This window comes from Xenorhabdus beddingii (genome assembly GCF_002127545.1).
In the GTDB taxonomy this organism is placed as follows: Bacteria; Pseudomonadota; Gammaproteobacteria; order Enterobacterales; family Enterobacteriaceae; genus Xenorhabdus; species Xenorhabdus beddingii.
Genome location: NZ_MUBK01000001.1, coordinates 1 through 25121, shown reverse-complemented (window position 1 = coordinate 25121; position 25121 = coordinate 1). Strand labels below are relative to the sequence as shown.

Here is a 25121-nt window from a genome sequence, read left to right as displayed (position 1 = left end):
TAACACGCGACGGCAAGGAAACAAATTTCCGGGCGCATCCAAGCATATAGTTAACTCTGTGCCTGGGGTGAACGGGGATAACCCAGTAAAGCAGCCGCTTGAAAAATGAAGAGTGTCCCAACTAATAATAATGAAATCGCAGGAGAGGGTATGACTAAACAAGAATATTTATCCCGTCGTCAGGCATTATTGTCAAAAATGGCACCGGCCAGTGCGGCCATTATTTTTTCTGCCCCGCCTGCGACACGCAATTCAGATAGCGAATATCCCTATCGTCAGCACAGTGATTTTCTGTATTTGACCGGCTTCAATGAGCCGGAAGCGGTTTTGATACTGATCAAAAGCGATGAAACTCACAATCATAGTGTACTGTTTAATCGCGTTCGCGATCTGAATGCGGAAATTTGGTTTGGTCGTCGTCTTGGGCAAGAAGGCGCATTGGGAAAACTGGGGGTGGATCGCGCACTGCCATTTGATGATCTCAATGAACAGCTCTATTTGCTGCTAAATGGCTTGGCCGTGGTTTATCACGCACAGGGCGAGTTTGAATACGCGGATAGCATCGTATTTAGTGCCCTGGATAAATTGCGCAAAAATAATCGCCGTAACCTCAAAGCCCCTTCTGTGATGGCAGATTGGCGCCCGTGGCTACATGAAATGCGTCTGTTTAAGTCGGAATCTGAATTGGAAATCATGCGCAAGGCCGGGGAAATCAGTGCGCAGGCACATACCAGAGCCATGCAGGTTTGCCGCCCTGATATGTTTGAATACCAGCTTGAAGCCGAAATTCACCATGAATTTACCCATCAGGGTGCACGTTATCCTGCCTATAACACCATCATTGGTGCGGGAGAAAACGCCTGTATTCTGCATTACACTGAAAATGAGCGTCGCATGAAAGACGGTGATTTAGTGTTGATTGATGCGGGGTGTGAATATGCAGGATACGCAGGCGACATTACGCGGACATTCCCGGTCAATGGCCAGTTTACTCGTCCCCAGCGTGAAATTTATGACATTGTGCTGGAAGCCATCAATGTTTCTCTGGAGTTATACAAACCCGGCACCAACATCCGTGAAGTGACAGGACAGGTGGTGCGCATTATGGTCAATGGGCTGGTGAAATTGGGCATTATGCACGGTGAAGTCGAACAATTGATCGAGACCAATGCTTATCGCCAATTTTTCATGCATGGTTTGAGCCACTGGTTGGGACTGGATGTACACGATGTGGGGGATTACGGTGTTGATCGTGATCGCGTTCTGGAACCCGGCATGGTACTGACGGTGGAACCGGGGCTTTACATCGCTCCGGATGCGGATGTGCCGTTGGAATACCGCGGTATCGGTATCCGCATTGAAGATGACATCGTGATAACGGAAACAGGGAATGAAAACCTGACTGAGCATGTCGTCAAAGATCCCGATGAGATCGAAGCGTTGATGGCGCGGGCAAGACAGGGCTAAGGTTAAAATAATCAGGAAGTTATAAATGAACGTGATTATCGTGGGTGGCGGAATGGCAGGGGCGACACTGGCACTGGCCATTTCTGCATTAAGCCGGGGGCAGTTGCAGGTTTCCTTAATTGAAGCGGCTGAACCGACTCAGGCACATCCGGGTTTTGATGCGAGAGCCATTGCTTTGGCTTATGGTACATGCCAGCGTTTGGATCAGATAGATATCTGGTCTGTGCTGAAACATTGTGTTACCCCAATCACTCACGTTCATGTTAGCGACCGTGGTCATGGCGGTTTCGTCAACATTCGCGCCGATGATTATGCTATTCCGGCATTGGGTAATGTCATTGAATTGCATGATGCCGGCATCCATCTATTTGATTTATTAAAACACTCACCGAATATCAAACTTCATTGCCCGGCGAAAGTGAATTCCTTCGAGCGCAGCGCGAATTCTGTGATTGTGACGCTGAATACGGGTGAAAAGCTGACAGGCGAATTGCTGGTGGCCGCTGACGGTAGCCATTCTGCGATAGCTCAGGCGTGCAATATTCCATGCCAGAAACAATCTTACGGTCAGGTCGCGATTATCGCCAATATTCTGACTTCTGAACACCCTCAAGGAAGAGCCTTTGAACGCTTCACCGAACATGGTCCATTGGCGCTATTACCGATGTCTGAAGGGCGCAGTTCTCTGGTGTGGTGCCATCCACTGGAAAAACAATCAGAAATCAATGGCTGGAGTCAGGCCGAATTTATCCAATATCTGCAACAAGCATTTGGCTGGCGTCTGGGGAAAATATGGGAAGCGGGTCAGCGGTACAGCTACCCGTTGGCTTTATTAACTGCCAACAGGCAAATCAGTCACCGTCTGGCGCTGGTGGGCAACGCATCCCAAACTTTGCACCCGATTGCCGGGCAGGGTTTTAACTTAGGAATGCGTGACGTTATGGCATTGGCACAGGTCGTTTCAGCGGCGGCGGTTTCAGGGCAAGATATTGGTTCCTATAAAATACTGGCCCAGTATGAACAGCAGCGTCAGGCAGATCGTGAAACGACAATAGGTATCACGGATGGATTGGTCAGATTATTCGCCAATGACGACTTGCCGTTAAGAATTGGGCGTAATTTGGGCCTGATGACGATGGAAACATTACCACCGATGCGGGATCTATTTGCCCGCCAGACATTGGGTTGGGTCACCCGGTCAGCATTGGCAGATTAAGAGGAAAGAAAAACATGCAATCATTTGATGTGGTGATCGCAGGGGGCGGTATGGTTGGCCTTGCGTTGGCCTGTGGTTTGCAAGGTAGCGGTTTGCGCATCGCGATTGTAGAAGAACACCCACCAGCAGAAGCATTTGATGCCCATGAGGAACACGCATTGCGTGTATCAGCCATCAATGCAGCCAGTGAACGATTACTCACTCATCTTGGTGTCTGGCAGAATATTCTGGCGATGAGAGCCAGCCCTTATCAGGGCATGGAAGTTTGGGATCAGGATAGTTTCGGCCGCATTCAGTTTAATGCGGCGGAAAATGGCCTGACACATCTTGGTCATATCATCGAAAACCATGTGATCCGACGGGCGCTTTGGCTACGTGCGGAAAGCCTGTCGGACGTGACGATTTTTACCCCATCCTCCCTCCGGAGTGTTGCCTGGGGAGAAAACGAAGCCTTCATCACTTTATCTGATGGCAGCATGTTGACTTCTCGCTTAGTGGTTGGTGCAGATGGTGCAAACTCTTGGCTGCGTCAACATGCCGACATCCCACTCACTTTTTGGGATTATGAGCACCATGCGCTGGTCGCGACCATTCGCACTGAAGAACCCCATCAGGGCGTTGCCCGGCAGGTTTTTCACGGTGATGGAATATTGGCTTTTTTGCCGTTGTCTGATCCCCATTTGTGTTCAATTGTTTGGTCATTGCCGGCTGAATCAGCGCAACAGCGCAAGATAATGGAACCCGTATTGTTTAATCGGCAATTGGGTGTGACATTTGACATGCGGCTGGGTCAATGTGAGCTGGTCAGTGATCGGCAAACCATTCCATTGATGGGACGTTATGCCCGCAACTTTGCCGCGCACCGTATGGCGTTATTGGGGGATGCGGCACATACCGTTCATCCTTTGGCCGGTCAGGGCGTCAATCTGGGGTTTATGGATGTGGCAGAACTGATGGGCGAATTGAGCCGATTACATAGTCAGGGAAAAGACATTGGTCAGTCTCTCTATTTGGGGCGTTATGAACGTCGTCGCAAGCACAGTGCCGCAGTTATGTTGGCCGGTATGCAAGGGTTCCGTCAGTTATTTGAGGGTAATCATCCGGCCAAAAAGCTATTGCGTGGGTTTGGGCTCGCGTTGGCGGATCATTTGCCGGGAATCAAGCCACAATTGCTTCGTCATGCAATGGGTCTTAATGATCTTCCTGATTGGTTGATGACCCAAACCGCTTCAGTTGAAAAAATCTAATTCAGCCTCTTATTTGGGATTAGTTTTTCTCATATCGGACTAAGGTGTGTACCGTTGATTTACTTCACACTTTAGTCATTTTCCAATCAAAAAAGATTGTTTCCTGCCATTTGTTGCAAATTTTGAGTACTTTGACGCAATAAATCAGACAAAAATTCTGCATAATAGTCGGCGTTTTTTTAGATTATTACTCCAGTGCCGCTAATTTATTTTATGGTTCATTTCCATTTTCAGTGATAACTTCGGGTTCTAAGGTATCGTTTGCGTGATTAACCGCTTCTTTGCTTCATGATCCAACATCTGCCGGTTAATACGCCGTATGTTTTTTCAGGTCACGAATGTTTTTTCAAGACACAAATGTTTTCGTGTCAAGAATGGAAAGAGGGAAATAATGTCCAAACACACCCCACTATATGATCAACATCTGGCATGCGGGGCACGCATGGTAGATTTTCATGGCTGGATGATGCCTCTGCATTATGGTTCACAGATCGACGAGCATCACACCGTGCGTACTGATGCTGGTATGTTCGACGTTTCCCACATGACAATTGTGGATTTACACGGCCCAGGTTGCCGTGATTTTCTCCGTTACCTTCTGGCAAATGACATTGCCAAACTGACCGAACAGGGCAAGGCGCTTTATACCGGGATGCTGAATGCTTCAGGTGGCGTGATTGATGACCTGATTGTCTACTTCTTCACTGATAACTTTTATCGTCTGGTTGTTAACTCAGCAACCCGTGAGAAAGATTTGGCATGGATTAACCGCCATGCGGAGCAATATGACGTTGAGATTACGGTGCGTGATGATTTGGCATTGATCGCGGTTCAAGGGCCAAAGGCACAGGCGAAAGTTCAATCGTTGTTAAGTGATGAACAAAAGCAGTCCGTCATCGGTATGAAACCTTTCTTTGGTGTTCAGTCTGGGGATCTATTCATTGCGACAACGGGTTATACCGGTGAATCGGGTTATGAAATTGCGTTACCGAAAGAACAGGCAGCGGATTTTTGGCAGCAACTATTAACTGTAGACGTGAAACCTGCGGGGTTGGGTGCACGTGACACATTACGCCTCGAAGCGGGTATGAATCTTTATGGTCAGGAGATGGATGAAACCCTTTCACCGCTAGTCGCTAACATGGGATGGACGATTGCCTGGAAACCGGAAGATCGTCAATTCATTGGCCGTGAAGCGCTGGAAAGGCAGCGAGAAGCAGGTACAGAACAATTGGTTGGGTTAGTCATGCGTGAAAAAGGGGTATTGCGTGGTGGCTTAACGGTCAGCTTCACCGATGCTGCCGGAGAAATACGTTCCGGCGTGATTACCAGCGGGACATTCTCCCCAACCCTGGGGTTCAGTATAGCCCTTGCACGGGTACCCCAAGGCATTGGTGAACAGGCGATTGTTCAGATCCGTAACCGCGAAATGCCGGTTCAGGTTGTTAAACCGGGCTTTGTACGGATGGGTAAACCACTCGTAGAATGATTTTCGATTGTAATATTTTGATTGTTTTGATTTTTTATTAATCAATAAGAAACAAGGAGATGGCAGCGATGAGTCATGTACCAGCAGAATTGAAATATACAGAATCACATGAATGGGTTCGTTCGGAAGGCAATGGTGAATACACAGTAGGTATTACCGAACATGCTCAACAACTATTGGGTGATATGGTATTCGTTGATTTGCCTGAAATCGGCACAGCGGTAAACAGTGGTGATGATTGTGCAGTTGTCGAATCCGTCAAGGCGGCTTCTGATATCTACGCGCCCTTGAGTGGTGAAATTATCGCGGTTAACCCCGAGTTGGGAGACTCTCCCGAATTAGTGAATAGTAAGCCGTATCACGAAGGTTGGCTGTTCCGCCTCAAAGTGACTGATGAGAAGGAACTTGCCAATCTGCTCGATGCTGAAGGCTACCAGTCACTCTTGGAAGAAGACGAATAATTATGTTGACCGCCCCATATCACGCTGTGAATGGGGCGTTTTTATGTGTGCCGTTTTTAGCGAGTTTCAGGAAATTATCATCAATGACCCAGACATTAATCCAACTTGAAAATCAAGGTGAATTCATTCGTCGCCACATTGGTTCTTCTGCTGAACAGCAAATAGAAATGTTGGCGACCGTGGGCGCAAATTCTCTTGACGATCTGACAGGTAAAATCGTTCCCCGTGATATCGCATTGCCAGAACCCCCCGCAGTCGGTGACGGTGCGACAGAACAACAGGCACTGGCCGAATTAAAAGCGATGGCGGGCCAGAACCAGCGTTATCAATCTTATATTGGTATGGGATACGCACCGTCAATACTTCCCCCCGTTATTCTGCGCAATTTGTTGGAAAACCCGGGTTGGTACACGGCATACACCCCCTATCAGCCGGAAGTTTCTCAAGGTCGGCTAGAAGCACTGCTCAACTTCCAGCAGGTAACGATTGATCTGACAGGCTTGGATCTTGCTTCTGCTTCTCTATTGGATGAAGCAACGGCAGCGGCGGAAGCCATGTCCATGGCAAAACGGATCAGCAAGCTGAAAGGCGCTGAACGTTTCTTTGTGGCAGATGACATTCATCCACAGACATTGGATGTTGTACTTACCCGTGCCGAAACATTTGGATTTGAAGTCATTGTTGATAAAGCAGAAAAAGCGCTGGAACTGGAAGGCGTCTTTGGTGTCCTGCTGCAACAGGTTGGCACTACGGGCGAAGTTCACGATTACCGTGATTTAATCGTCAAGCTGAAAGAACGTAAAATCGTTGTTAGCGTTGCTGCGGATTTTATGGCCCTGGTTATGCTGACCGCACCGGGTAAACAAGGGGCTGACATGGTATTTGGCTCTGCGCAGCGTTTTGGTGTACCGATGGGATATGGTGGCCCTCATGCCGCCTTCTTTGCCTGCCGCGATGAATTCAAGCGTTCCATGCCGGGGCGGATTATCGGCGTTTCTCGTGACGCAGCCGGTAATAGGGCATTGCGTATGGCAATGCAAACGCGTGAGCAGCATATCCGCCGTGAAAAAGCGAACTCAAATATCTGTACCTCGCAGGTCTTGCTGGCAAATATCGCGGGCATGTACGCGGTTTACCACGGTGCAGAGGGCTTGAAGCGCATCGCTCACCGTATTCACCGATTGACTGATATTCTGGCTGCGGGTCTGCAACAAGCGGGTATCACACTGCGTCATAAGACATGGTTTGATACCTTGACGGTTGAAGTGGCGGATAAAGCACACGTATTGGCAAGAGCGGAGAAAGCGCAAGTTAACCTGCGTAGCGATATTTTCGGTGCCGTTGGCGTGTCATTGAGTGAAAAAACCAGCCGCGATGATCTGGCCGTTTTATTCCAGGTGTTGACGGGTTCTGATGCGGTATTGGATATCGAAACGCTGGACAGGGAAAGCGCGGGCAATAGTCAATCCATCCCTGTCGCCATGCTGCGTAATGATGAAATTCTGACACACGACAACTTCCGTCGCTATCATAGCGAAACTGACATGATGCGTTACATGCACAGTCTGGAACGTAAAGATTTGGCGCTGAATCAGGCCATGATCCCGCTGGGATCGTGCACCATGAAACTGAATGCGGCAGCGGAAATTACGCCGATAACCTGGCCTGAATTTACGGATATGCACCCATTCTGCCCACCCGAGCAGGCACAAGGCTATCAGCAGTTGATCGGTCAACTTTCCCATTGGTTGGTACTGTTGACCGGCTATGATGTCTTTTGTATGCAGCCAAACTCAGGGGCACAAGGGGAATATGCGGGTCTATTGGCAATTCGCCGCTATTACGCCAGTCGCGGTGAACAACATCGCCATATTTGCCTGATACCCAGTTCAGCCCACGGCACCAACCCGGCTTCTGCACAGATGGCGGGCATGACGGTTGTTGTCGTGAACTGTGACAAAGAAGGCAACATTGATCTGGGCGACTTACGTGAAAAAGCAGAAAAACATCGTGACGACCTTGCGTGTATCATGGTGACTTACCCATCGACTCACGGCGTTTATGAAGAAACCATCCGTGAAATTTGTGACATTATCCATCAAAACGGCGGGCAGGTTTACCTTGATGGGGCGAACATGAATGCCCAAGTGGGTATCACGACACCGGGCTTTATCGGTGCCGACGTTTCACACCTGAACCTGCATAAAACTTTCTGTATTCCACATGGCGGTGGTGGTCCTGGCGTGGGGCCGATTGGAGTGAAAAAACACCTGGCCCCATTTTTGCCCGGCCATTCAGTGGTCGAAATGGATGGTGTGACGACACTGGGAGCGGTATCCGCAGCCCCATTTGGCAGTGCTTCCATTTTACCCATTAGTTGGATGTATATCCGCATGATGGGAGCAAAAGGGCTGAAACAGGCCAGCCAGGTCGCAATCCTGAATGCGAACTACATCGCTGCTCGTCTGAAAGGCGCTTATGAGATCCTGTATACCGGACGCGATGGTTACGTTGCCCACGAATGTATTCTGGACATACGCCCATTGAAAGAAGAGTTTGGTATCAGTGAAATGGATATTGCCAAGCGTCTGATTGACTATGGTTTCCATGCACCCACCATGTCATTCCCCGTTGCGGGAACCCTGATGGTTGAACCAACGGAATCAGAAAGCAAAGTGGAAATCGATCGTTTCATTGACGCAATGCTGGCGATTCGGGAAGAAATCAACAAAGTGGCAAAAGGGGAATGGCCTTTGGAAGATAACCCATTGGTTAATGCTCCACACGTTCAGAGCGAACTCATTGCTGAATGGGATCACGCATACAGCCGTGAAGTTGCTGTTTTCCCAACCGAGGAAACCAAAGCCAATAAATACTGGCCGACAGTTAAACGCCTTGATGATGTTTATGGTGACCGCAACTTACATTGTTCTTGTGCGCCGATTGATGATTATCGTTAATGACGATTAATGCAGTACGCTGTGGTATCCCCGTCCAGTAGGACGGGAATACCCTCGACGACATTTCATTTTTCTATTGGCCCAGATTTCTATTTATCCAGATCCAACTCTTCGTATTTGGAGACTATTTGACCTACAATACCATAATCAATGGCTTCCTTTGGATTCATCCAGTAGTTGCGGTCAGTATCTTGTTTCACTTTTTCTATTGGCTGTCCAGTGGCATCCGCAATTAATTGATTAACACGATCCAGCATCCTGACAATTTCTTTCGCTTCAATCTCGATATCAGTCGCCGGACCCCGGACTCCGCCGAGTGGTTGATGGATCATGAAACGAGTATTGGGGAGAGCATAACGGTGTTCTTTTTTTGCGGCGAGAAAAATAGTAATCCCTGCACTGGCAACCCAACCTGTACCGATAATATGTACTTCGGGTTTGATAAACTTAATCATATCATGAATAGTATCAGCAGCTTCAACATGCCCCCCTTGACTGTTGATATATATTTTTATCGGAGCATCGCTGATGCCTTGTAACAACAGGAGCTGAGAAACGACTTTTTCTGTCAATGTTTGATTGATTTCACCTGAAATAATAATGGAACGATGGTCCAGCATTTTTTGTTGAATAAGTAAGGAAGAGGAGCTCATCTCATCAGGTTCCTTTTTTTCTTCATCATCTTTCTGAATCGGTAGCAACATAGCCCGTGACTCCTTTGTTCTGATTTAAAGATAAATTCGAGTATATAAATGATATTTCAAAAGGGTAGGACACTTCCTTACTCATGGCTCTACGGGGAATAAGAAAGTGTCAGGAATTTCAGTGTGTTACCTTTATGAAAAGGTATTTGATTATTTTCATATTTTAATCCATATCAATAAATTAGGCAGCAAGGGTTAATTTAAATGTCATTTGTACTTATTGATTTTATTCAAATAGTTAACGTGGCGGGAGTAGAGGATTAATGGGTTCTATGGGAAAATCAAAAGCCTAACAAAGCAGACGCTAAATATGATGTTATTCGGTAAAATTGCAGAGTATCTTGATGGCAAGATAAATTTAATTGATTATTTTTAATATTGCAATATCATTAGTGATGAAAATGTGATCGGCGGGTCATAAAACACCCTTAAACCCGTAGCGAGAAAGCAGTAAAGTAAGATAACTATTTTGGATATTTTCACTATGACGATGCTTCAAATCTCACAGACATTTTTATCTCAAACCACTTCCACCAGTATGCCTGTTTGGACAGCGTTTTATTATTTCTATAGTTAGCTCCCTCTTTAATCATAAACATAATTTTCAGTGTCATTTATTAATGACACATGATGATTGTTTAGTGATCTCATAATTACCGGTTTCTTCAAATAACTTCATATTACTGTAAAAAATAAAGCAAAACTTTATTGGTATGCCGTTAATCTTCCGCGCATTTTTATATGCTTAAATTAAGATAAAAGGGATTCAGATAATGTCATTGAACAAAGGCGTAAATTCGAATAAACGAGCCGGATTGCGTAATTGGTTTGGATTGTTGATATTAATGTTGCCTGTTTTATTAGTCACTGTGGACAATACTATTTTGGGATTTGCGTTGCCAAAAATAGCCGGGGCTTTGGAGCCGAGTGCAAATCAACAATTATGGATAATCGATGCTTATTCTTTGGTGTTGGCCGGATTACTGGTTTCTATGGGCAGTATTGGGGATCGTGTAGGCCATCGTGTGTTATTGCTATTGGGATCACTGGGATTTTCCGTTGTTTCAGTTTTAACCTCATTATCCCTATCGTCAGAACAGTTGATTATTGGGCGAGCTGCATTGGGTTTTTTTGGTGCGATGCTGATGCCATCGACGCTGGCCTTGATTAGCTGCCTTTTTGAAGATCGAGAGCAACGTCGTATTGCTGTTGCTATTTGGGCAACAACACTTACCGTTGGTTCGGCCTTGGGACCGGTGATTGGCGGTGTGCTGCTGCAATATTTTGACTGGAATGCCATTTTTTTACTGGCTGTACCAGTACTGGTGCCCTTATTGATTTTTGGCCCCATTTTATTACCTGTGTCTGACAAAAAGCAGACAAGGTTTATCGATGGTTATAGTGCCTTATTATCAATTATCGCAATGGCAGGTATTGTCTATGCAATTAAGCATATAGCCAGTGATGGCGCTGACCTCTATGTCGTTGCTGCACTCGCTATCGGCTTGGTTAGCGGGAGAGGGTTTATACGTCGGCAGCAGAAATTAGCAGTACCGCTGATGGACATTTCCCTATTCCGCAATAGCATATTTGCCGGTTCAGTTATCGTAAACTTAGTGAGTTTGGGGCTGTTGGTCGGTTTTGTCTTTTTTGCCACTCAGTTCCTGCAAATCGTGCTAGGTATGAAACCTCTGTCAGCCAGCCTTGCATTGGTGCCTGGTCAAGTCATGGCCATTGTTGTTGGAATGGCAATAGTCCCTGTTGCTCAGAGAGTATCCGTATATTGGCTTATGCCCTTTTTACTTGTTTTGGCCGGTTCGGCATTTTTCTTGATCGCCTGTATAGGCAGTGATCTGACCTCAATCGTTATCGCTTTTACCTTACTGAATATAGGAGTGGGTGCGATTGCCTCTGTTTCCAATGATTTGATACTTTCGTCTGTTCCGCCTTCCAAGGCCGGTGCAGCTTCATCAATCAGCGAAACAGCATATGAGGTTGGTGTTGTACTTGGAACAACCGTTATTGGTGGCTCAGTAACTGCTTTTTATCGTTTGAATCTGAAGCTGCCTGATGAGATTTCTCAGGAACAAGCCAGATTGGCAGTGGAGACATTGGCTGGTGCTCATTCAGTTGCTCATTCACTGACAAGCATTGAAGGTCAGATATTAGTGGATGCAGCAGCGGTGTCTTTCACTAATGCCATTAATATAACGAGTTGGTTAACCACGGGATTGACTGGAATTATAGCCGTGATCGTCTGGTCTCTTTTAAGAAGATCTAGGATATTGAAGCGCAAAGTTATAAATGAAAGTTAATTTTAATAAAATCATCATTATGAAATGAAAATTTTGCATAAAATAAAATTTATTGTATTTGTGGGTGTTTTTTGATTGGGTTACGGTGATCGCCATTTACATTGTTCTGTGCACCGACTGACGTTAATAATAGATAAATTAACGAGATTCAACCGAAGCAGTGTTGGAAATATTCCTACACTGCTTTTTTACACTGTATCCCATGATCAGACAATAGACAGGAACTGATTCAACACTTAGAATTTCATCTTTGGATGATAAACAGGTTTAACTATTAGCCAAAAATATCAGGCAAGTTTTAGAACGTTATATTCCTCTGAACAATACCGTTCAATCCTTTTTGAGGTAATACAATTATGCGAGTACATTTTGTTGTGCATGAATATTTTGAAGCTCCCGGAGCATACGAAGATTGGGCTAATAAGAGAGGTTATCAGACCACCTTTTCACGAGTTTATCAGGGGGATAAATTACCAGACACCGTAGAAGATTTTGATTTTCTGATTGTTATGGGAGGACCGCAAAGTCCAGATACGACCATCGCTGAATGTGCACATTTTGACTCAGAAGCGGAAAAGCAGTTGATTGTGAAATCTGTTGCTTCAAATAAAGCCGTTGTTGGTATTTGTCTTGGAGCACAATTAACAGGGGTAGCGCTGGGCGCACCTTTCGAACACAGCCCGGAGAAAGAAATCGGGAAATATCCGATTACCCTAACGACAGAAGGGGCAAAAAATGACAAATTTACCCATTTTGGTGAAACGCTCGAAGTTGGGCATTGGCATAATGACATGCCGGGTTTAACACCAGATGCAAAAATTATCGCTTTTAGTGAAGGTTGCCCCAGACAGATAATTGAATACAGCGATATCGTCTATGGTTTCCAGTGTCATATGGAATTGACTCAGGATGTTGTCGAATTGCTTATCAAACATTCTAAAAAAGATCTTAATGAAGCGGCGGAATATAAATTTGTTCAAACACCAGACATTCTGCGTTCCCATGATTACAGTGAAATGAATAATTATTTATTTGTTTTCTTGGATAAATTGACAGCGGCTTATTTGGAGAAAACTGAATGGCTTCGAAATAACATTGAAGAATTGGATGGCTATCCATTAAATTAAGTTAATCCTTACGTTGACGGCCATATCATCACATAATCCGCTAATTTTTATTGAGTGATGATAATGGCTATAAGAAAACAAAAGATGAATGTGGTTGAACAATCAGTATGGGATTGTGAATAAATTTTTTGAGAGAATATGTTTAAAATATATCTTGAAGCTGTCAGATACCGTATTGGTTGAACCTGACAGCTTATTTAAACAGATCGAAAGAAAAAAATTACCTCAGCCAGCCTTTTTCCTTCGCTGCTTCCAATTGCGGAAGCAGGTATTTCCAGAGTTCAGGATAACTTTCGGCAACAAAATGGAGCAGTTTGTAGACTTGTTCAAAGCGAATGTCATTTTCGACCCAGCTCTGCCCTTGGTTATGCAGATTCATAAATACGGGCATGATCCTGTCGAGTGTTTTGGCAAAACGCGCTTCAGGAGTGAGGGAATCTTCGTATTCGTGCCAAAGTTCCAGAAAATATTTTCCCTGTGCTGCCGGCAATAAACCAAAAATACGATCAGCGGCTTTAACCTCTAGTTCATGAATGGCTTCACGGGCAGCCAGATCGAACGCAATCACATCACCCGCATCGATCTCAACAATGTCATGAATCAGAGCCATTTGCATGACACGGTTAATATCCACATCCCCGGCATAGGGAGCAAAACCGAGTACGGCAATTGCAAAATGCCAGCTATGTTCAGCGGAGTTTTCATGGCGCGTATTATTCAGTAGCTTTGTCTTGCGATGGACATATTTTAATTTATCCAGCTCCATGATAAACGCAATAACATCGCTAAACGGGCCGAAATCAACAGGAGGTGCAGCTAATGACATATCAAACCTCAATAATTATTTTTCTTCATCTAATGAGTAAGGCAGCACCTGAATGGTAAGTGCATGGTTTCCATCTTCGCGGATACGGAAGATACTGCCTGCCTCCATATCATTATTCATGACAACTTGCACCCAAACTGAATCATCAGCCAGTTTGACCGCCGCCAGCACCGAACCTGTCCGACGCCATTTATCACCCAGTTGCCATTCCAGATCATCACCCGCGGCAGGCAAAGTAGAAGCACTGCCAGCCAGCCAGTACATGGCTCGCTTATTTGCACCCCGGTATTTAGCCCGAGCCACCATTTCCTGACCGGCGTAACAGCCTTTTTTAAAGCTGATACTGTTTTCGATTGCCTGAAGATTTGTCGCTTGTGGAATGAATTGTGCACTGTTGGCCGCATCAATCACAGGAAAACCGGCTTCAATTTCCAGTGCCAGCCATTGCTGACTGTCATGTAACTGTGATTGGAATTTTTCGACCAATGTTTCGGTTAATTGAGCGGCAGTGGGACTGTCCGTGATTAAAAGGAAACGTTCAGTGGGAAGCGATAAATGAAGAAGGGTTGTCGTTTCGTGTTGAATGACAGGGGATTCGGCATCCGGCAAAGCAGGGAACAGAGTTGCCAGTGCTTCCCGGCTTCCGGTACCTGCGACACCAAACAAGGTGCTTTCTTCATCTTGGGTAAAAGTGACTTTCGAGAACACGGCATACTTTTTCAATTCAGTTAATTGCGTATCCAATATAGAACGACGTTCAATATAAGCAAAACCTTCGCCACGCCGAAACAGCCGTAGATTACTCCACATCTTTCCCTTGGCATCACAATGAGCAGTTAACACATGTTGGTTTTTATTCAGGGAGACGATATCGGCGGTCACTTGGCCTTGCAGATATTTCTCCGCATCAGCCCCAATGACAGTCACGATCCCCCAATCATCAAGGGAAATTAAGGTCAGAGGGAGTGTTGCAGAAGAGGATGGAGATGGTGCAGAAAACGGAATTTGGTAAGCCATAACAGCTCCTGCTAGTAAACTATCTGAGAAATAACACTAATGGTAAAAGAGAAGCTGCTCAATGCAAAGGGGTTATTCCTGTTATTTATTGATCACACTTTCGTGGTGGGTTTGTTGCGATACGCTTCGCAACTTGTCGATATATTCGGGGATGCAGCCGTCGCAGATGATGAAAAACAGGTTGGAATCGTTGATAATCCGGTCTGATGAAAATGATAAAGAGGCTTTTTAAACATGGATATTGATAACAAGGCGCGTATTCACTGGGCATGTCGTCGTGGAATGCGTGAACTGGATATTTCCATCATGCCATTTTTTGAATATGAATACGATTCATTGAATGATGACGACAAGCGGATCTTTGTTCGCTTACTGGAATGCCCAGACCCCGATCTTTTCAACTGGCTCATGAATCATGGTCGCCCTGAAGACGATGATCTTTTCCAGATGGTGCAATTGATCCAGAGCAGAAACCAAGCCCGTGGTCCTGTGGAACAGTAAATTAAAAATATCCCGCCTGACCTGCCGGTTTTCTATTGGCGTACATAGCGGAGTTGCAGTCGCGGCTTTATTGGCACCGTGGCCGGCTGACACTCTTTTTTTCTGGCTCCCCTTGCTTGCTATCATCATGATCAGTGGGATATGGAGTCAGGAAAATATTCGTCGGTGCCGGGGAAGATTGGTGTTGTTTAAGGGCAATAAAGTGCACTGGCAAACAGCCGCGTGGAGCATTACTCAACCACCGTGGTTGAGTCGCTATGGAATGATTGTCATACTTCATGCCTTTGGGCGGGCAGAAAACGAAAGCCACCAGCCGCCAATTCGGTTATGGGTAGCCTCAGACAGTGTCTCACCAGAAGCATGGCGCCACTTAAACCAGCTTATGCGCCAATATTCTGATAGTTAAACTGATTAACTTGCTAATTAAAAACAACCACAACAAAAATAGCCAAAACAAAATATAGTCAGAATAACGCTTCCATCTCAGCCAAAATCTGCATACACCACTCGCTTAAACGCTCATCAGTTTGTTCAAACTGATTGACATCGTCCAACGCTAGCCCGACAAATTGCTGACCATCGTCAGATAAGGGTTTCGGGCTGGTAAATTCATAGCCTGCTGTTGGCCAGAAACCAATAAATTGTACACCCGTTGGCCGCAGGTGATGATACAGCATCCCTAACGCATCCAAAAACCACTCACTATAATCGATCTGATCTCCCATGCCATACATGGCAACGATTTTTCCTGCCAGATCCAGTGAGGGAAGCTGATCCCAAATAGTCAGCCAATCTTCTTGCAATTCCCCAAAATCCCACGTTGGGATACCGAGGATCAAGACAGAATACTCTTCCATCAATTTGGGATCACAATCTTTGACATTATGCAGGTCGATTAAGTCTTCACCGAGTATATCGCGTATTTTTTCTGCTACCATTTCTGTATAACACGTACTGGAGCCGTAAAAGAGACCAATTTTCATCATTTTTTATCAGGGAATTTTGGATATCAGGGGTGGTATTGTAACAGAATAATCGCTTTTTCAGGCATAATAGCCGATTGGAAGGCGCAGATAAAAAAGGAGGGCTTGTGCCAAGAAAACATGATCTATCAGAAAACGATTTATCAGAAAACGATTCACAAAAAAACGGTTCGCCAAAAAACGGTTCACCTACAAATCGTTCACCGGAAAATAATTCTCCGAAACCGCGTTCAACGGAACCGCGTTCAACGGAACTGCATTCATCGGCTAACCCTCTGATAGAACAATTTCTTGATGCTATCTGGCTGGAAAAAGGTCTGGCTGAAAATACTCTGGCTTCTTACCGGCTTGATTTACAAGCCCTGAATAATTGGTTGGCGCATTATGACCATGATTTACTTTCAGTGCAGTCTATAGAACTACAATCTTTTTTGGCTGAGCGGGTGGATGGCGGTTATAAAGCGAGCAGTTCAGCCCGCTTGCTCAGTGCAATGCGGCGGTTGTTTCAGTATCTTTATCGTGAAAGAATGCGGGCAGATGATCCAACCGCATTATTATCTGCGCCCAAATTACCTAAGCGTTTGCCCAAGGATTTAAGCGAAAAGCAAGTTGAGAATTTGCTCAATGCCCCTTTGGTTGACCAACCGATTGAACTGCGGGATAAAGCCATGCTGGAAGTGCTTTATGCGTGTGGGCTACGGGTCTCTGAATTGGTTGGCCTGACGTTATCGGATGTGAGCTTACGTCAGGGAGTGGTCAGAATTGTGGGTAAAGGGGATAAAGAAAGACTGGTTCCTCTGGGAGAAGAGGCCGTTTATTGGCTGGAAAAATATCTGGAATATGGGCGGCCGTGGTTATTGAATGGCTCCGTATCGGATGTGTTTTTCCCCAGTAAGCGGGGAACGCAGATGACACGGCAGACGTTCTGGCATCGGATCAAACACTATGCTGTATTAGCAGAAATTGACACCGAACGCTTGTCACCCCATGTTTTACGCCATGCCTTTGCCACACATTTACTCAATCATGGCGCTGACTTACGGGTTGTGCAGATGTTATTAGGTCACAGTGACCTCTCCACAACTCAGATTTACACTCATGTAGCCACTGAACGCCTCAAAGTGCTGCATCAACAACATCATCCCCGTGGGTAGCCACGGGATGAGAATAAAGGAACAAATAATGAAGAAGATTGCGTTTTGCCTTTCATTACTGTTGACTGCTGTTGCCAGCAATGTCTTTGCTGATGAAAGTGCCATCAATAACTCACTGTCTAGAATGGGAATTAAGGCTGAAAGTATTACTCCGTCACAACTGCCAAGTGTGAGTGCCATTTTAACTGAGCAGGGCGTTATTTATATGTCCGATGATGGCAAATATCTGTTACAGGGGCCACTTTATGATATTAGTGGTCAGGCACCGAAAAATGTCAGTAATCAGGTTCTGGTTAAGAAACTGGAGGCTTTGAAAAATCAAATGATTATTTACAAAGCGCCGAAAGAAAAACATGTCGTCACGGTTTTTACTGATATTACCTGTGGTTATTGCCACAAATTGCATGAAAGCATGAAGGAATATAACGATCTGGGGATCACGGTCCGTTATCTGGCATTTCCTCGTCATGGGCTGCAACATGAATCCGCTAAAGAGATGCAGTCTATTTGGTGCAGTGCGACGCCGAATAAATCACTGAATGCGGTTTTCAAAGGCGAAAAAGTTTCGCCCATCAAGAACTGCAAAATTGATATTGCAAAACAATATCAGCTAGGCTCGCAGTTTGGTGTTCGGGGCACACCGGCGATTATCCTAAAAGATGGCAATGTGCTCGGCGGTTACCTGCCACCGAAAGATTTACTGGCTGAGCTGGAGAAGCAAGGCGAATAATCGGGATCGATAATGCATCCCTTTCAGTGAAAGTGAATAAAAATCTGTGAATAGAGAAACAAAACTCCGCCGCCGACCTGCGGCGGACCTCAGCCTTCTTCCCGACAATATCCATCCGCTGTTGCGCCGTTTATACGCCATGCGTGGCATACGTCAAGCTGATGAGCTGGAGCGTGGCGCAAAAGGACTTCTCAATTATCAATCCCTTAATGGCATCGGGCAGGCCGTTGCCTTGCTGGTCACGGCTTTGCATGAACATTGGCGCATTGTGATTGTCGGGGACTTCGATGCGGATGGGGCAACCAGTACTGCATTGAGCATTCGCGCCCTGAGTGCAATGGGATATCGTAATCTTGATTATCTTGTCCCCAACCGTTTTGAAGATGGTTATGGATTAAGCGTTCAAGTCGTTGATGAAGTTGTCAAAAAAGGCGCTGACCTGATTATCACCGTCGATAATGGGATCTCATCCCATGATGGTGTCGCCGCAGCACATCAACACGGCATCAAAGTGGTTGTCACGGATCACCATTTACCGGGTGAAACATTGCCCGCCGCCGATGCCATCATCAATCCCAATCTGGTTGACTGTTCCTTTCCCTCCAAGGCATTGGCGGGTGTTGGTGTTACATTTTATCTGATGTCGGCACTCAGGGCAGAATTACGCCAATCAGCATGGTTCGAGCAGCAGGGGATCCCCCTGCCTAATCTGGCGGAATTGCTGGATTTAGTGGCACTGGGTACGGTGGCAGATGTGGTTCCCCTTGATACCAATAATCGTATTTTGGTATATCAAGGATTAAGTCGCATTCGGGCCGGGCGTTGCTGTGCGGGGATACGGGCGTTGCTCGAAGTCTCCAAACGGGAATCGACAAAACTGGCAGCCAGTGATTTGGGGTTTGCATTGGGACCCCGATTAAATGCCGCCGGACGTTTGGATGATATGTCTGTTGGGGTGGCATTATTATTGACCGATGACATCGTGCAAGCCCGCCAGATTGCTTGTGAGCTGGATGGACTGAACCAAACCCGTCGGGAAATAGAGCAAGGTATGCAGCAAGAAGCCTTGCAGATTTGCGATAAAATCGAGCGTACCCATACTCAGTTACCTTATGGCCTGGCGATTTACCACCCTGAATGGCATCAGGGGGTAGTCGGTATTCTGGCCTCGCGCATCAAAGAACGCTTTCATCGTCCGGTTATCGCTTTCGCCCCTGCTGGCGACGGAACGCTAAAAGGTTCGGGTCGTTCTGTGAATGGCCTGCATATGCGTGACGCCCTTGAACGTCTTGATACCCTATATCCGGGGTTGATGCTGAAATTTGGTGGCCATGCGATGGCGGCGGGATTGTCGATTGAGCAAGACAAATTTGACCTCTTTCAGCGCCATTTTTCCGAATTGATGGCAGATTGGTTGGATATTGCCCAGCTTGAAGGTGTGATCTGGAGTGATGGAGAACTGGCATTAGGAGAGTTGTCGCTGGGGGTCGCTGAAATCTTGCGTGATGGTGGCCCGTGGGGGCAGGCATTTGCAGAGCCGGTTTTTGACGGTAAATTCAAATTGCTGCAACAGCGAATTGTGGGGGCAAATCATCTGAAAGTGATGCTTGAGCCACTTAATGGCGGGCCAATGCTGGATGGCATCGCATTTAACATTGATGTCAGTCGCTGGCCGGATAATAGCATCAAAACGGTAGAATTGGCTTATAAACTGGATATTAACGAATTTCGTGGTAATCGTGATGTCCAGCTTTTGATCCAGCATATTTGGCCGTATTGAATGAATCCAAATTGAAGGCGCAAACGAAATAATCACTGCCACATGATCCAAAGGGCCTGATTAACAGCAGGTTAATCAAAAACAGATGATGATGTGGCAAATCTCCAGAAATGCTATAAAGCCTCTGATAGATCCGTTACAATGCACGGTTCGGAAATATCTATGCGACCATCGCGACCATCATTTATTCATAATACACAACGTATAAGACACAAAATATGTTTGAAATTAATCCGGTAAAAAACCATATTCAGGACCTGTCTGAGCGGACAGACGTTCTGAGGGGGTATCTTTGACTATGATGCCAAGAAAGAACGCTTAGAAGAAGTTAATGCTGAACTGGAACAGCCTGATGTCTGGAATGAACCGGATCGGGCACAGGCGTTGGGTAAAGAGCGTTCATCACTGGAAATCATTGTAGAAACCATCGATCAGCTCGATCAGGGATTGGAAGATGTGAACGGCCTGCTGGAATTGGCGGTGGAAGCGGATGACGAAGAAACCTTCAATGAAGCCCTCGCGGAATTGGAACAGTTAGAAGAGAAACTGGGTCAGCTTGAATTCCGTCGTATGTTCTCTGGCGAATATGACAACGCGAACTGCTATCTGGATCTTCAGGCGGGTTCTGGGGGTACAGAAGCTCAGGATTGGGCCAGCATGTTGATGCGCATGTACCTGCGTTGGGCTGAATCCAGAGGCTTTAAGACCGAAATCATTGAAGAATCTGATGGTGAAGTTGCAGGTCTGAAATCCGCCACCATCAAAATCATTGGTGAATATGCTTATGGTTGGCTGCGTACAGAAACGGGCGTTCATCGCTTGGTACGTAAAAGCCCGTTTGACTCAGGTGGCCGTCGTCATACATCATTCAGCTCTGCCTTTATCTACCCAGAGGTAGATGACGATATTGATATTGAGATCAATCCGGCTGATCTACGTATCGACGTATACCGCGCCTCTGGTGCGGGGGGGCAGCACGTCAACAAAACTGAATCTGCTGTACGTATCACCCACGTACCGACTGGCACGGTAACCCAATGCCAGACCGACCGCTCTCAGCATAAAAACAAAGACCAGGCGATGAAACAGTTGAAAGCAAAACTGTACGAACTGGAAATGCAGAAGAAGAATGCGGATAAACAAGCCATGGAAGAGAACAAATCGGATATTGGTTGGGGTAGCCAGATCCGCTCTTACGTTTTGGATGATTCCCGCATTAAAGACTTGCGCACGGGGGTAGAAACCCGCAATACGCAATCTGTGCTGGATGGTGATTTGGACAAATTCATTGAAGCAAGCCTGAAAGCTGGCCTATGAGGAACTAAAATGTCACAACAACAGCAGGGAGCTGAACAAGCTCCTGACTTAAATAATGAACTGAAAACTCGTCGTGAGAAACTTGTTGCACTGCGCAGCAATGGTGTTGCTTTCCCAAATGATTTTCGTCGCGAAAACATTTCCGCAGATCTGCATGCAAAATATGATGACAAGACCAAGGAAGAGTTGGAAGAGCTGAACATCGAAGTGACCGTCGCGGGTCGCATGATGACACGTCGCATCATGGGCAAGGCATCCTTTGCCACTTTGCAAGACATGGGTGGCCGCATTCAGCTCTACGTTTCCCGTGATGACTTGCCGGAAGGCATTTATAATACTCAGTTCAAAAAATGGGACTTGGGTGACATTTTAGGCGCACGGGGTAAGTTGTTTAAAACTCAGACGGGTGAACTTTCCATCCATTGTACTGAACTGCGTTTGCTGACTAAGGCACTACGCCCACTGCCGGATAAATTCCACGGTTTGGCGGATCAGGAAACCCGCTACCGCCAGCGTTATTTGGATCTGATCGCGAATGATGAATCCCGCAAGACATTCCAAATCCGTTCCCGCATGATGTTGGCATTGCGTAACTTCATGACCCAAAAAGGGTTCATGGAAGTTGAAACCCCCATGATGCAGGCGATCCCTGGTGGTGCAAGTGCGCGTCCATTCACCACGCACCACAATGCGCTGGACATTGATATGTACCTGCGTATTGCCCCGGAACTGTACCTGAAACGTCTGGTCGTGGGGGGGTTTGAGCGTGTTTTCGAAATCAACCGCAACTTCCGTAACGAAGGGATATCCCCGCGTCACAACCCAGAGTTCACCATGATGGAACTCTACATGGCTTACGCGGATTACCAAGATCTGATCGTATTGATCGAAGAACTGTTCCGTACTTTGACTCAAGAAGTGTTGGGCACAACGTTGGTGCCATACGGTGAACAAGAGTTCGATTTTGGCAAGCCTTTCACCAAAATGACCATGAAAGAAGCGATCTGCAAATATCGCCCAGAAACCAACATGGCGGATCTGGATGATATGGATAAAGCGGTTGCTATCGCGAAATCTTTGGGCATTGACGTTGAAAAAGGCTGGGGTTTGGGTCGTATTCAGTGTGAAATTTTTGAAGAAACCGCAGAAAGCCACCTGATTCAGCCAACGTTCATTACCGAATATCCGGCAGAAGTCTCTCCGCTGGCACGTCGTAACAATGAAAACCCATTCATTACGGATCGTTTTGAATTCTTCATTGGTGGCCGTGAAATTGGTAACGGTTTCTCGGAACTGAATGATGCCGAAGATCAGGCTGAACGTTTCGCAGAGCAGGTTCGCCAGAAAGACGAAGGTGACGACGAGGCCATGTTCTACGATGAAGATTACGTCACGGCGCTGGAACACGGCTTGCCACCAACAGCGGGCTTGGGGATTGGTATCGACCGTATGATAATGTTATTCACTAACAGCCATACTATCCGTGACGTCATCCTGTTCCCGGCAATGCGTCCGAATAAATAATCATTTTTTGATTAAAATCGGCGAAACCCCCTGCCAGATTAACTGGCAGGGGGTTTTTTTATATAGATAAGAAAGCGTTAGACAACAGGTTGAAATGTAGACAAATATTAATGATAATCACTTGCTGAGATCCAGCAAGGAGTATATATTTAACAACGTCACGTCATTGATGCGAGTGTAGTTCAATGGTAGAACGAGAGCTTCCCAAGCTCTATACGAGGGTTCGATTCCCTTCACTCGCTCCAGATACACTTCTCCCACGACCCATAAAAGTCTATTTATCTCAGTAAAATCAAGTGATTCATGCCTATGCTATTCTCTCTTAGTCTAGTATTGTCTTTCTAAATCTATGCAATTTGTTGTATGGTTTTTTGTATAGAAATTTCCTATACACTTTTTTCTATACAATATTGGTGGATTATGAAGCTGACAGACTTAATGATTAAGCGGGCGAAGCCAAAGGAAAAAGCCTATACGTTGGCGGATGGCAACGGGCTATCTTTGTTAATTGATACTAATGGCTCGAAAGGTTGGAGATACCGTTATCAATTTGCTGGTAAAACCAAAATGCTCTCATTAGGTGTCTATCCGGTTGTAACGCTCACAGAAGCCAGAGCTAAACGTGACGAAGCCAGAAAACTAGTGGTTAATGGAATTAATCCCAGTGAAGTAAGAAAAGCTGAAAAATTATCTGCAGCAAACCTGATAGAAAATACCTTTGAAAATATAACGCGTGAATGGTATGAAAAACGCAAAGACAGATGGTCAGCTTCCTATGCACTAGAAATGATGGAAACATTTGAAAAAGATGTTTTCCCCTATATAGGCAAAAAACCTATTGCTGAAATTAAACCAATGGATCTGATGGCTGTTTTATCTCTATTGAATGATCGGGGAGCGACGGAGAAGCTCAGAAAAGTGCGTCAACGCTGCGGTGAAGTGTGGCGATATGCAATAGTAACGGGAAGAGCTGAATATAATCCCGCACCTGATTTAGCTTCTGCTTTTATTCCTCATAAAAAATCCCACTATCCATTTTTAACTGTTGATGAACTCCATGAATTTTACAAAGCCTTAAATGCTTATACAGGTAGTTTCATCGTAAAAATGGGGATGCGTTTACAAATGATATTAGGCGTTCGCCCTGGTGAATTACGTAAAGCGGAATGGTCAGAAATTGATTTAGACAAGGCTATTTGGGAAATTTCGGCTGAAAAAATGAAAATGCGTCGCCCTCATATTGTTCCATTATCACAGCAGGCTATTGATATTTTAGAGCAGATGAAACCTATTACAGGCCAAGGAAAATATCTTTTTCCCGGCAGAATAAAACAATCACAGCCGATGAGTGAAATGGCGTTAAATGTATTAATTAAGCGCATTGGTTATACAGGGCGGGCAACAGGCCACGGTTTTCGTCATACTATGAGCACAATTTTGCATGAGCAAGGGTACCCGTCTGAATGGATTGAAACGCAGCTTGCCCATGTTGACAAGAACAGCATCCGGGGCACTTACAATCATGCACAATATCTCGATGGTCGCAAGGAAATGCTGCAATGGTATGCGGATTATATGGAGATGCTGGAACGAGGTGAAAACGTGTTAACCGGAAAATTTGGTAAAAGGGCCTAATGACATGATTGTTTTTCAGACTTTGTTGGTAGTGCCAACAGAGACAGTTTTTCATACAACATACAGATAGAAAGGTAGAGCCTCATATAAAACGATAAATTCAACAAATTGGAAAAATAATTAACGCTGTTCATTTAATCTTGCTTTTTAAATAATTCTCCTGTCATCAAACAACGTCCACGATGAGCGCTCAAGGACTCGGTAACAGGAGAAAAAATATGACAATAACAGCACCGAAGGAAAATCTTATCCGTTTGCCGGAAGTTCAGCGCAGAACGGGTTATAGCAAAGCGTGGATCTACAAGCTGATTAGCGACGGGGAATTTCCGAAACAAATCAAACTCGGCTCTCGCTCAGTCGCCTTTATTGAATCAGAAATTGATGACTGGATTGCGCAACGTATCGCGGAATCACGGGCGGCATAACGCATAAAAGAACATGACATAAGAAACGTAACATAAAAAAACAACGCCCCAGAGTGCGCTAACACATCTGAGGCGTCTGACCACAACGTAAAGGAGACTTACGATATGGCTGATACACAGTTTAACCAAATTCACCCTAAATTTAACCCGAATACCGCTTAAGCCGTTGCTGGAAAATCTTCGTCTGAGTAGAAAATTTTCAGTGACGGCTTTTTCCATTTAAGGCAGTAAGCAATCAGTCCA

Annotated in this window: 22 protein-coding genes and 1 tRNA gene; 19 read left to right on the top strand and 4 right to left on the bottom strand. The window is 45.6% G+C overall.

Translation table 11 applies throughout. From position 1 onward, the window contains the following. Nucleotides 1-150 precede the first annotated feature (150 nt). The 6 genes from pepP (at nucleotide 151) to gcvP (ending at nucleotide 8840) form a co-directional block, all read left to right on the top strand. Nucleotides 151-1467: a Xaa-Pro aminopeptidase gene (gene pepP, locus Xbed_RS00110; RefSeq protein ID WP_086110929.1), complete on the top strand. Its 1317-nt coding sequence runs from the start codon at nucleotides 151-153 to the stop codon at nucleotides 1465-1467. A 25-nt stretch (nucleotides 1468-1492) separates the two neighbouring features. Next, nucleotides 1493-2683, top strand: a complete 1191-nt coding sequence (gene ubiH, locus Xbed_RS00105; RefSeq protein ID WP_086110928.1) for a 2-octaprenyl-6-methoxyphenyl hydroxylase — start codon at nucleotides 1493-1495, stop codon at nucleotides 2681-2683. Nucleotides 2684-2697: 14 nt separating this feature from the next. Then, a complete protein-coding gene (ubiI, locus tag Xbed_RS00100; RefSeq protein WP_086110927.1) occupies nucleotides 2698-3930 on the top strand; it encodes an FAD-dependent 2-octaprenylphenol hydroxylase in 1233 nt (410 codons plus the stop codon). 391 nt (nucleotides 3931-4321) lie between these two features. Further along, a complete protein-coding gene (gene gcvT, locus Xbed_RS00095) occupies nucleotides 4322-5419 on the top strand; it encodes a glycine cleavage system aminomethyltransferase GcvT (RefSeq protein ID WP_086110926.1) in 1098 nt (365 codons plus the stop codon). Nucleotides 5420-5487: 68 nt separating this feature from the next. Then, on the top strand, nucleotides 5488-5880 hold the full coding sequence (gcvH, locus tag Xbed_RS00090; RefSeq protein ID WP_086110925.1) for a glycine cleavage system protein GcvH: 393 nt from the start codon (nucleotides 5488-5490) through the stop codon (nucleotides 5878-5880). 83 nt (nucleotides 5881-5963) lie between these two features. Then, nucleotides 5964-8840 carry an aminomethyl-transferring glycine dehydrogenase gene (gcvP, locus tag Xbed_RS00085; protein ID WP_086110924.1) on the top strand — a complete coding sequence of 959 codons (2877 nt, stop codon included), beginning with the start codon at nucleotides 5964-5966 and terminating at the stop codon, nucleotides 8838-8840. An 89-nt stretch (nucleotides 8841-8929) separates the two neighbouring features. On the opposite strand, the gene Xbed_RS00080 is transcribed toward gcvP, so the two are convergent. Next, complete coding sequence (locus Xbed_RS00080; RefSeq protein WP_086110923.1) at nucleotides 8930-9544, bottom strand: ATP-dependent Clp protease proteolytic subunit; 615 nt, start codon at nucleotides 9542-9544, stop codon at nucleotides 8930-8932. A gap of 773 nt (nucleotides 9545-10317) precedes the next feature. On the opposite strand from Xbed_RS00080, the gene Xbed_RS00075 reads away from it, so the two are divergent. Together Xbed_RS00075 and Xbed_RS00070 are read left to right on the top strand one after the other, a co-directional pair. Continuing rightward, nucleotides 10318-11859 (top strand): MFS transporter, encoded by a 1542-nt coding sequence (locus Xbed_RS00075; protein WP_086110922.1) that lies wholly within the window; start codon nucleotides 10318-10320, stop codon nucleotides 11857-11859. Between the two features lie 356 nt (nucleotides 11860-12215). Further along, the gene (locus Xbed_RS00070) at nucleotides 12216-12986 is read left to right on the top strand and encodes a type 1 glutamine amidotransferase (RefSeq protein ID WP_086110921.1); all 771 of its coding nucleotides are present in this window, start codon (nucleotides 12216-12218) and stop codon (nucleotides 12984-12986) included. A gap of 220 nt (nucleotides 12987-13206) precedes the next feature. On the opposite strand, the gene Xbed_RS00065 is transcribed toward Xbed_RS00070, so the two are convergent. After that, nucleotides 13207-13812: an HD domain-containing protein gene (locus Xbed_RS00065; protein ID WP_086110920.1), complete on the bottom strand. Its 606-nt coding sequence runs from the start codon at nucleotides 13810-13812 to the stop codon at nucleotides 13207-13209. Between the two features lie 15 nt (nucleotides 13813-13827). Next, nucleotides 13828-14829: a tRNA-modifying protein YgfZ gene (gene ygfZ, locus Xbed_RS00060; protein ID WP_086110919.1), complete on the bottom strand. Its 1002-nt coding sequence runs from the start codon at nucleotides 14827-14829 to the stop codon at nucleotides 13828-13830. 39 nt (nucleotides 14830-14868) lie between these two features. Here ygfZ and Xbed_RS19645 point away from each other — a divergent pair, with 39 nt between their 5' ends. The 3 genes from Xbed_RS19645 to Xbed_RS00050 are packed head-to-tail and all read left to right on the top strand — an operon-like array spanning nucleotide 14869 to nucleotide 15736. Beyond that, nucleotides 14869-15036 carry a hypothetical protein gene (locus Xbed_RS19645; protein ID WP_167371838.1) on the top strand — a complete coding sequence of 56 codons (168 nt, stop codon included), beginning with the start codon at nucleotides 14869-14871 and terminating at the stop codon, nucleotides 15034-15036. A gap of 27 nt (nucleotides 15037-15063) precedes the next feature. Next, nucleotides 15064-15330, top strand: a complete 267-nt coding sequence (gene sdhE, locus Xbed_RS00055; protein ID WP_086110918.1) for an FAD assembly factor SdhE — start codon at nucleotides 15064-15066, stop codon at nucleotides 15328-15330. After that, entirely contained in the window at nucleotides 15311-15736 is a 426-nt protein-coding gene (locus Xbed_RS00050) for a protein YgfX (RefSeq protein ID WP_244182367.1), read from the top strand. Before sdhE ends, Xbed_RS00050 begins: the two co-directional genes overlap by 20 nt. Nucleotides 15737-15794: 58 nt before the next feature. On the opposite strand, the gene fldB is transcribed toward Xbed_RS00050, so the two are convergent. Further along, a complete protein-coding gene (gene fldB / locus Xbed_RS00045) occupies nucleotides 15795-16313 on the bottom strand; it encodes a flavodoxin FldB (protein WP_086111113.1) in 519 nt (172 codons plus the stop codon). Between the two features lie 254 nt (nucleotides 16314-16567). Here fldB and xerD point away from each other — a divergent pair, with 254 nt between their 5' ends. From xerD to Xbed_RS00005, 8 genes are all read left to right on the top strand, one after another. Further along, nucleotides 16568-17467: a site-specific tyrosine recombinase XerD gene (gene xerD / locus Xbed_RS00040; protein ID WP_086111112.1), complete on the top strand. Its 900-nt coding sequence runs from the start codon at nucleotides 16568-16570 to the stop codon at nucleotides 17465-17467. Between the two features lie 28 nt (nucleotides 17468-17495). Next, nucleotides 17496-18197 (top strand): bifunctional protein-disulfide isomerase/oxidoreductase DsbC, encoded by a 702-nt coding sequence (dsbC, locus tag Xbed_RS00035; RefSeq protein WP_086110917.1) that lies wholly within the window; start codon nucleotides 17496-17498, stop codon nucleotides 18195-18197. A 46-nt stretch (nucleotides 18198-18243) separates the two neighbouring features. Continuing rightward, nucleotides 18244-19977, top strand: coding sequence for a single-stranded-DNA-specific exonuclease RecJ (recJ, locus tag Xbed_RS00030; protein WP_086110916.1), 1734 nt, complete (start codon nucleotides 18244-18246; stop codon nucleotides 19975-19977). 218 nt (nucleotides 19978-20195) lie between these two features. Continuing rightward, a protein-coding gene (gene prfB, locus Xbed_RS00025) for a peptide chain release factor 2 (RefSeq protein ID WP_139837436.1) occupies nucleotides 20196-21294 on the top strand; the annotation gives its coding sequence in 2 pieces (ribosomal slippage) (nucleotides 20196-20270 and nucleotides 20272-21294; 1098 coding nt in all). A gap of 9 nt (nucleotides 21295-21303) precedes the next feature. Beyond that, nucleotides 21304-22818, top strand: a complete 1515-nt coding sequence (gene lysS / locus Xbed_RS00020) for a lysine--tRNA ligase (protein WP_086110915.1) — start codon at nucleotides 21304-21306, stop codon at nucleotides 22816-22818. 171 nt (nucleotides 22819-22989) lie between these two features. Further along, nucleotides 22990-23063: transfer RNA gene (locus Xbed_RS00015), tRNA-Gly, on the top strand. A gap of 175 nt (nucleotides 23064-23238) precedes the next feature. Then, nucleotides 23239-24453 carry a tyrosine-type recombinase/integrase gene (locus Xbed_RS00010; protein ID WP_086110914.1) on the top strand — a complete coding sequence of 405 codons (1215 nt, stop codon included), beginning with the start codon at nucleotides 23239-23241 and terminating at the stop codon, nucleotides 24451-24453. A 218-nt stretch (nucleotides 24454-24671) separates the two neighbouring features. Beyond that, nucleotides 24672-24878 carry a helix-turn-helix transcriptional regulator gene (locus tag Xbed_RS00005; protein WP_086110913.1) on the top strand — a complete coding sequence of 69 codons (207 nt, stop codon included), beginning with the start codon at nucleotides 24672-24674 and terminating at the stop codon, nucleotides 24876-24878. The last annotated feature ends 243 nt before the right edge of the window (nucleotides 24879-25121 follow it).